Origin of the sequence: Kitasatospora sp. NPDC127116, assembly GCF_042677365.1 — a bacterium.
Taxonomy (GTDB): domain Bacteria; phylum Actinomycetota; class Actinomycetes; order Streptomycetales; family Streptomycetaceae; genus Kitasatospora; species Kitasatospora lactacystinica.
The window spans coordinates 1-7,941 of sequence record NZ_JBHXTL010000234.1 but is presented as its reverse complement, the minus strand read 5'-3'; the positions used below and the strand labels follow the sequence as shown (position 1 = coordinate 7,941).

5 protein-coding genes and 1 pseudogene are annotated in these 7,941 nt (G+C 72.7%); all 6 read right to left on the bottom strand.

Annotation, left to right across the window (positions count from 1 at the left end):
• Positions 1–54: 54 nt before the first annotated feature.
• Positions 55–1,905 (bottom strand): trypsin-like serine protease, encoded by a 1,851-nt coding sequence (locus ACFVHV_RS42585; RefSeq protein WP_380359083.1) that lies wholly within the window; start codon positions 1,903–1,905, stop codon positions 55–57.
• 129 nt (positions 1,906–2,034) lie between these two features.
• On the bottom strand, positions 2,035–3,774 hold the full coding sequence (locus tag ACFVHV_RS42580) for a trypsin-like serine protease (protein ID WP_380359080.1): 1,740 nt from the start codon (positions 3,772–3,774) through the stop codon (positions 2,035–2,037).
• A gap of 89 nt (positions 3,775–3,863) precedes the next feature.
• A complete protein-coding gene (locus ACFVHV_RS42575; protein WP_380359078.1) occupies positions 3,864–5,438 on the bottom strand; it encodes a trypsin-like serine protease in 1,575 nt (524 codons plus the stop codon).
• 93 nt (positions 5,439–5,531) lie between these two features.
• The gene (locus ACFVHV_RS42570; protein WP_380359075.1) at positions 5,532–7,142 is read right to left on the bottom strand and encodes a trypsin-like serine protease; all 1,611 of its coding nucleotides are present in this window, start codon (positions 7,140–7,142) and stop codon (positions 5,532–5,534) included.
• 44 nt (positions 7,143–7,186) lie between these two features.
• Positions 7,187–7,690 (bottom strand): hypothetical protein, encoded by a 504-nt coding sequence (locus ACFVHV_RS42565; protein WP_380359072.1) that lies wholly within the window; start codon positions 7,688–7,690, stop codon positions 7,187–7,189.
• 46 nt (positions 7,691–7,736) lie between these two features.
• Positions 7,737–7,941, bottom strand: a pseudogene (locus tag ACFVHV_RS42560) (hypothetical protein); the annotation flags it as partial.

The following is a 7,941-nucleotide window of genomic DNA, read 5'->3' as shown; positions in this document are numbered from 1 at the left end:
ACCCATCGGGGGAGCGGCCGGGCCCGGAGTGCTTCCGGCGCTCGGTGCCGCGCGTCAGCCGGTGATCATCGTCCTGCCTTCGATCGTCGTCCAGCCGCCCCAACCGCCCGGGACCGGGTCGGCCTTGTAGGTGGCGTGGTTCAGGGCGCCGTTCTGCCCGGTGGCGAAGAGGTCCAGCACGCCCGCCGTGGCGTTGAACGTCACGGTCGGGAAGCGGCCGGTGGTGAACTTCCAGTCCCCGACGGAGGTCCAGTCGCGCCACCGCTTGTCGTCGGGCTGCCACTCGGCGCGGGCGAGGACACCGTCACCGCCGACCACGAACAGCTTGAAACCGCCGGTGGCGGGGTCGAAGACCACCGACGGCGAGCCCGCGAACTGCCGGCCGGGGATCTCGTACCAGCCGCTCCACTTCGTCATGCCCGGCGTGTAGTACGCGTGCGCGACGACCCCGCTGGTCCGGGTGGCGAAGACCTCCACGGTCCTGGTGACCGGGTTGTAGGCGGACGTGGGACTGCCGGAGAACGTCCAGCCGGAGTCCTGGGCGTACCAGTCGCGCCAGCCCTGGCCGTCCGACTTCCAGTAGGTCTGCTTGAGCACGCCGTCGCTGTTGATCGCGGACAGCTCGATGCCACCGGTGGAGGGGTTGTACACGGCGCTCGGGCTGCTCACGAACTCCCCGTTGCCGCGGAGGTCGGTCCAGCCGCTCCACCCCGTCGTGCCCTGGGTGTAGTACGAGTGCGCGACGAGCCCGGTGGTCCGGGTGGCGAAGACCTCCGCGGTCCTCGTCGCCGGGTTGTAGACGGCGGTGGGGCTGCCGGTGAACCTCGGGCCGCGGTCCTGGAAGTACCACTCGCGCCAGCCCTGGCCGTCCGGCATCCAGTAGGTCTGGGACAGCACGCCGTCCGTGCCGATCGCGAACAGCTCGGTGCCGCCGGTGGAGGGGTTGTACAGCGCGGTGGGAACGCTCGCGAACTCCCAGTCGCCACCGACCTGCGCCCAGCCGCTCCAGGTCGTGCCGTCCGGGCTGGTGGAGAACACCACGTGGTGGTTGCTGTCGACGGCGAAGACCGTGGAGATCTTCCGGACCGGGTCGTAGACCGAGCTGCGGGCGGCCGGGTTGGCCGTGACGGTGTCCCACCAGCCGCCGCGGACCTGGTCGATCCACCCGCCGAGGTCGTCGACGCGGGAGGAGTACGCGCCGGTGCGGGTCTCGGTGGCGGGCACGCCCAGGCAGCCGCCCTGCCAGGAGCGGGAGGCCACGGCCACCAGCTCGGCCCTGCCGTTGACCTGGCGGATCGCCGGGGCGCCCGTGTCGCCCTTGCAGACCGCCGCGCCGCCGGTACCGGTGGTGCCGATGCCCGTCGGGCTCACGGTGTCGAGGCTGAACGCGCCGCTGTGCAGCTTGTTCGTGATCCACTCGGCCTTGGTCCGGCCGTACCCGGGCACCCGCAGCGTCTCCCCGGCGCTGGGGGCGGTGGTGGCGACCGCGATCGGGGCGATGTCGGTGACGGGCTTGGCCAGCCGGGCGAGGACCAGGTCACGGTCCTGGCGCGGCGCCAGCTCCACGACCTCCGTCACCGTGCCCGCGCCGGTCGTCAGGTCGGTGCGGCCGATGGTGGCGGTGGTCTTCCACTTGGGCGCGCCCGCCGCGAGGGCCTGCGGCTGCGCCGGGTCGTCGGAGAAGCAGGAGGCCGCGGTGGCCACCCAGTAGCGGTCCACCAGCACGCCGGTGCAGGCGCGCACGTTGTCGCCGATCACCAGGCGCGCGGTGTAGGCGTAGGTGCCGTCGGCGGCCGGGTCGCCGACCACGGCGACGGCCGGGGTGAAGGTGCTCAGCGTGCCGGCGGCAGCGGCCGCGACCAGCACGCCGGCCCGCCAGGAGCGGACCTGGGACTTGCGGGACATGAGGGATCTCCCTGGAACGTTCGGGAAGGAGGGCACGCCGCAGGTGCGCGGGGTGCGCAGGAGGTTCACCGGCCGGGGCGCGGCCCGCCCCGCGCTCGGCGGGGCGGGCCACGGACGGCACGGCGGGGATCAGACCGAGGGGCCGCCGCGGAAGCGGGCCCAGGTGGGGCCCGCCGGATCGAAGGACCACAGGGTGTTGCCGGAGTCCCGGACGTAGGTGACCGGGTGCTTGGTGACCGGGTCGAGCACGGTGTGCGGGACGGAATCCCCGGCCAGGGTGCGGGCGAACGGCGTCAGCGTGCCGGTGGAGAAGTCCAGCGCGTTCAGCTTGTAGTCCGGGCCGTTGACGTACACCACGGTCCGCTTGCCGGCCTCGTCGGCGAACGCGACCGGGTCGGTGGCGGCCACCGGGCCGTGGTCGCGCCAGCCGGGACCCCACGGATCGGCGGACCACAGGTGGTGGGCGGTGTCGCGGACGAACGTGGTGAAGTGCCCGGTGGCGGGGTCCACGACCGTCGAGGGGACGGCGTCCGGGGCCATCGCCGTGCCGGACGTGGTCAGGGGGAACTCGACCCGGCCGGCGCTGCGGCGGTCGATGTAGTTCAGCCGGTTGTTCGGCCCGTTGAAGAAGACCACGACGTGGCCGTCGTTCGGGTTGACCACCGGCACCGGGTCGGTGGCGGCCAGGCCGCCGTAGTCGTACCAGCCCTCGCCCTGCGGGTCCACCGACCACAGGTGGTAGGCGGTGTCCCGGACGAAGGTGACCAGGTGCTTGGTGGTCGGGTCCACGACCGTGCGCGGCACCGCGTCGGGGGCCAGCGCCGTCCCGGCCGGGGTCAGGACGAAGGGGGTCCAGTGCTTGGTGGTGCGGTCGTAGGACCAGAGCTTGTTGTCCGGCCCGTTGACGTACACCATCACATGGCTGTCGGCCGGGTCGGCGGCCGGGGTGGCGATCGCCGTGGGGCGCGCGGCGGCGTAGCCGCCCAGGTCGGACCAGCCCTCGCCCAGCGGGTCGTACGACCACAGGTGGTTGCTGCTGTCCTGGACGAAGGTCAGCGGATGGTTGGTGGCCGGGTCGACCACCGTGAACGGCGACGACTTCACCACGGTCCCCGAGGGGGTGGAGTTCCTGGTCCTGGTGATCCACGGACCGAGGTCGTCGACCCGGGAGGCGTACGCGCCGGTGCGGGTCTCGGCGGCGGGGGTGTCCAGGCATCCGCCCTGCCAGGAGCGGGAGGCCACGGCCACCAGCTCGGCCTTTCCGTTGACCTCGCGGACCACCGGGGCGCCGGTGTCGCCCTTGCAGACCGCCGCACCGCCCGTCCCCGTGATGCCGACGCCGGTCGCGCTCACCGTGTCGAGGCTGAACGCCCCGGTGTGCGCCTTGTCCGGGACCCACTCGGCCTTGGTGCGCCCGAAGCCGGACACCCGCAGCGACTGCCCGGCCGTCGGCGCGGCGGTGCCCACGTCCAGCGGCGTGACGCCGTCGACGGGCGAGGCGAGGCGGGCCATCACCAGGTCACGGCCCTCGGCCTTCACCAGCTCGACCACCTGGGCCGACTTCGCGCCGATGGTGGCGGTGGTGTTCCACTTCGGCGCGCCGTCGGCGAGCGTCTGCGGCTGCGCCGGGTCGTCGGCGAAGCACGACGCCGCACTGAGCAGCCAGTACTGGTCGATCAGCGCGCCGGTGCAGCCGCGCAGGTGGTCGCCGACGACGATCCGCGCGGCGGTGGCGGAGGCGCTGTCGGCCGCCGTGTCGCCGGAGACGGCACCGGCCGGGGCGAAGGTGGTCAGCGTGCCGGCGGCGGCCGCCGCCACGGCGGCCAGCACACCCGCCCGCCGGGAGCGGAACTGGGACTTGCGGGACATGCGGACTTTCCCTTCGAGCGGGCCTGCGGGGACCCGCGGGGGCGGTCGGTCTCGTGCCGACGGCCCCCGCGGGGCGGGTGCGGGGCGGGTCAGCCGGTGGTGGCGGCGATGCCCTGGATGGCGCTGCTGTCGACCTTGTAGAAGGTGGTCCAGCTGCCGTCGGCCTTCTTGTCGGCGGTCCAGATCGCGTCGTCGGTACCGAGGGCGAACAGCCGGACGGTGTCGCCGATCGTGGTGGTGGCGACCTGCTTGACGCCCAGGACGCCGGGCACCTGGTCGAAGGTGGTCCAGGGGCCGTTGGCGGTGCTGTCGGTGGTCCAGATCTGCTGGTCGCCGCCGACGGCGAACAGACGCACCGTGCTGCCGATCGTGGTGGCGGCGATGTGCCGGATGGAGCTGCTGGCGATCTGCTCGAAGGTGGTCCACGTCCCGGCGGTGTAGTCGCCGGTGGTGGTCCAGATCGTGTCGTCGCCGCCGATCGCGAACAGGCGCACGGTGTTGCCGACGGCGGTGGCGGTCACCTGCTTGATGGAGCTGCTGGGCAGGGCCTCGAACCCGGTCCAGGTGCCGGTGGTGTAGTTGCCCGCGGCGGTGTAGATGCGCTGGTCGCCGCCGATCGCGTACAGCCGGACCGTGTCGCCCATGGCGACGGCGGTCACCTGCCGCATGCCGCTGTTGTTCGGCACGGGCTGGAGCGGGCTCCAGTTGCCGGTGGTGGTGTTCTTCGCGGCGGTCCAGATCCGCTGGTCGCCGCCGATCGTGAACAGGCGCACCGTGTCGCCCATCGTGACCGCGCTGACCTGACGCGTGCCGGTGCTGTCCGGCACCGCATCGAAGGTGCCCCACACGTTCGTGGTGTACGCGCCCTCGTTGGTCCAGATCTTGCTGTCCCCGCCGAGCGCGAACAGCTCGCTGGCCGGGCGGGAGGCCTTCACCTGCTTGACCCAGGCGCCGAGGTCGTCGACCCGGGAGCTGTAGGCGCCGGTGCGGGTCTCGGTGGCCGGGGTGCCCAGGCAGCCGCCCTGCCAGGAGCGGGAGGCCACGGCGACCAGCTCGGCCTTTCCGTTGACCTCACGGATCGCCGGGGCACCGGTGTCGCCCTTGCAGACCGCCGCGCCACCGGTGCCGGTGATGCCGATGCCGTTCGCGCTCACGGTGTCGAGGCTGAAGACACCGGTGTGGAGCTTGCCCGGCACCCACTCGTCCTTGGTCCGGCCGAAACCGGGAACACGCAGCGACTGCCCGGCCGTCGGCGCGGAGGTCGCCAGCGGCAGCACCGCGACACCGTCCACCGCCGTGGCCAGACGCGCCATCACCAGGTCACGGTCCGAACGCGGCACCAACTCGGCCACCTGCGCCGACTTCGCGCCCACCGTCACGGTCGTCTTCCACTTCGGCGCACCCGCGGCGAGCGCCTGCGGCTGCGCCGGATCGTCGGAGAAGCACGACGCGGCCGTGACCACCCAGTAGTGGTCGACCAGCGCACCCGTGCAGCCGCGCAGGTTGTCACCGATCACCAGCCGCGCGGTGGAGGCGTAGGAACCGTCGGCGGCCGTGTCGCCGACCACGGCGCCGGCCGGCGTGAAGCTGCTCAGCGTGCCGGCGGCGGCGGCCGCGACCAGCACACCCGCCCGACGGGCGCGGACCTGGGAGTTGCGGGACATCAGGAATTCCCCCTGAGGAGTACGAGAAGTGGGTGCCCCGCCGGACCGGCGGCCGGATGGCGGCCGGCCCGGCGGGACGTGGTGCGGGCCGGGTCAGCCGGTGGTGGCGGCGGTGATCGCCTTGACACCGGTGATGCCGCCGGGGACCTCGCCCCACGGGGTCCACCGGCCGGCGTTGTAGTCGGCGTCGCGGTTGTAGACCTTGTCGTCCTCGTTGATGGCGACGACGTGGACGACGTTGCCCTCGGCGCTGCTGCTGATCGCCTTCAGGTGGTTGTCGCTGACCTTGGTCCAGGCGGGGTCCCAGCGGCCGGCGTCGAAGTTGCCGTTGGTGCTGAAGAGGGAGCCGTCCGAGCCGATGATCTGCAGGTCGACGATGTTGCCGCGGGCAGCCGCCGTGATGCCCTTGACGCCGGCGGCATCACCTGGAATGACACCCCACGGGGTCCAGCTGCCGTCGGGCCGGTTGTCGCGGGTGTAGACCTTGTCGTCCTCGTTGATGACGAAGACGTGGACGACGCCGTCGGCGGTGGTGGCGCTGGTGATCGCCTTCAGGTTGTTGACGCTGACCAGCTCCCAGGAGCCGACCCACCGGCCGGCCGTGTAATCGGCCTGGGTGCTGTACAGGGAGCCGTCGACGCCGATGATCTGCAGGCTGACGGTGTTGCCCCGGGCGGTCGCGGTGACGCCCTTGACCCCGACCGCACCGCCCGGGACCTCGCCCCACGGGGTCCAGTAGCCGCCGACCTTGCCGTCACGCGTGTAGACCTTGCCGTCCGAGCCGACGACGAAGACGTGCACGGTGTCACCGGTCGCCACCGAGTCCACGGCGGAGAGGGCGCCGCTCGGGACGGGCGACCACTTGCCGAGCCAGCTGCCCGCCTTGTAGTCGGCCACGGTGTCCCACAGCTTGGTGTCCGAACCGATGACCTGCACGTGCAGGCCGGCCGTCACCTCCGTCGTACGGAAGCGCACCTCCTGCACCCAGGCGCCGATGTCGTCGACCCGGGAGCTGTACGCGCCGGTGCGGGTCTCGGTGGCCGGAGTGCCCAGGCAGCCGCCCTGCCACGAGCGCGAGGCCACGGCCACCAGCTCGGCCTTACCGTTGACCTCACGGATCGCCGGGGCACCGGTGTCGCCCTTGCAGACCGCAGCACCACCGGTACCGGTCGTGCCGATGCCCGTCGCGGCCACGGAGTCGAGGCTGAAGACACCGGAGTGGAGCTTGCCCGGCACCCACTCGTCCTTGGTCCGGCCGAAACCGGGAACACGCAGCGACTGCCCGGCCGTCGGCGCGGAGGTCGCCAGCGGCAGCGGGGCGATGCCGTCGACGGGCGTGGCCAGGCGGGCCATCACCAGGTCACGGTCCGTGCGCGGCACCAGCTCGGCCACCTGGGCCGACTTCGCGCCGACCGTCACGGCGGTGGTCCACTTCGGCGCGCCGGCCACCAGGGCCTGCGGCTGCGCCGGATCGTCGGAGAAGCACGACGCGGCGGTCAGCACCCAGTAGCGGTCCACCAGCGTGCCGGTGCAGCCGCGCAGGTGGTCACCGACGACGATCCGGGCGGTGGCGGAGTAGGTGCCGTCGGCGGGCGTGTCACCGGGGACGGCCTGGGCCGGGGCGAAGGTGGTCAGCGTGCCGGCGGCCACAGCCGCGACCAGCACACCCGCCCGCAGGTTGCGGGACGAGGAGGTGCGAAGCATGAGGTGTCACTCCCAACGTGAAGAACGACTTCGGGCGGTGGTGGTCAGCCGGTGACGGTCAGCTCGACGAGGGCGGCCGGGTCGCCGCCGGTGCCTACGCCGACTCCCTGGAAGCCGTTCGTGGGGACGTCGACGGTCTGGGTGGTGGTGCCGACGGTGAGGCCGGCGCGGACCGCGCGGCCGCCGCTGGTCTGGACGAAGAAGACGTCGGGCAGCTGCAGGGAGAGGGATCCCGTCGTGCCGGTGACGGTGAAGCAGATCTGGTTGTCCGGGTTGCCCGGGGCCAGGGTCCCGATCTGGATCTGGGACTTCGAGCAGTCGGCGGCGAGCATGATGTGGCCGTCGCCGCGCAGCAGCTTCACCTTGGTGATGGCGGCGGCGCCGGGGTAGGAGAAGTCCTCGACGGCCGGCGGTGCGGCGGAGTTGTCGGCGGGGGTGGTGTCGGCGGCGGCGATCGCGGTGGCGCCGCCGAGGGCCGCGGCGGTCACCGCTGCGGTGGCCAGCCAGCGGCGGGCGGTCCTCCGGGTGCGGGAGGGGTTGTCTGTCACCTGGGGCTCCATCGGGAAGGTGGGCGGGGAGCGGGGGCGGCGCGGGTCAGCCGGTGACGCGCAGTTCGAGCAGGGTGGTGGGCTTGCCGTTGCCGTTGCCGCTGCCGATCCCGACGGGGACGGCGGTGCCCTTGGCGATGTCGACGCTCTGGGAGACGCCCTCGCTGGTGAGCTTGGCGTTGACCGAGTAGTCGTCGGTGCGGATCCGGAACACGTTGGGCACCTCGACGGCGAGGTAGCCGGTGGTGCCG

Bases quoted from the DNA above. Each gene is read 5' to 3' on its own strand.
- ACFVHV_RS42585 (WP_380359083.1), bottom strand. From the start codon at position 1,905: ATGTCCCGCAAGTCCCAGGTCCGCTCCTGGCGGGCCGGCGTGCTGGTC.
- ACFVHV_RS42580 (WP_380359080.1), bottom strand. From the start codon at position 3,774: ATGTCCCGCAAGTCCCAGTTCCGCTCCCGGCGGGCGGGTGTGCTGGCC.
- ACFVHV_RS42575 (WP_380359078.1), bottom strand. From the start codon at position 5,438: ATGTCCCGCAACTCCCAGGTCCGCGCCCGTCGGGCGGGTGTGCTGGTC.
- ACFVHV_RS42570 (WP_380359075.1), bottom strand. From the start codon at position 7,142: ATGCTTCGCACCTCCTCGTCCCGCAACCTGCGGGCGGGTGTGCTGGTC.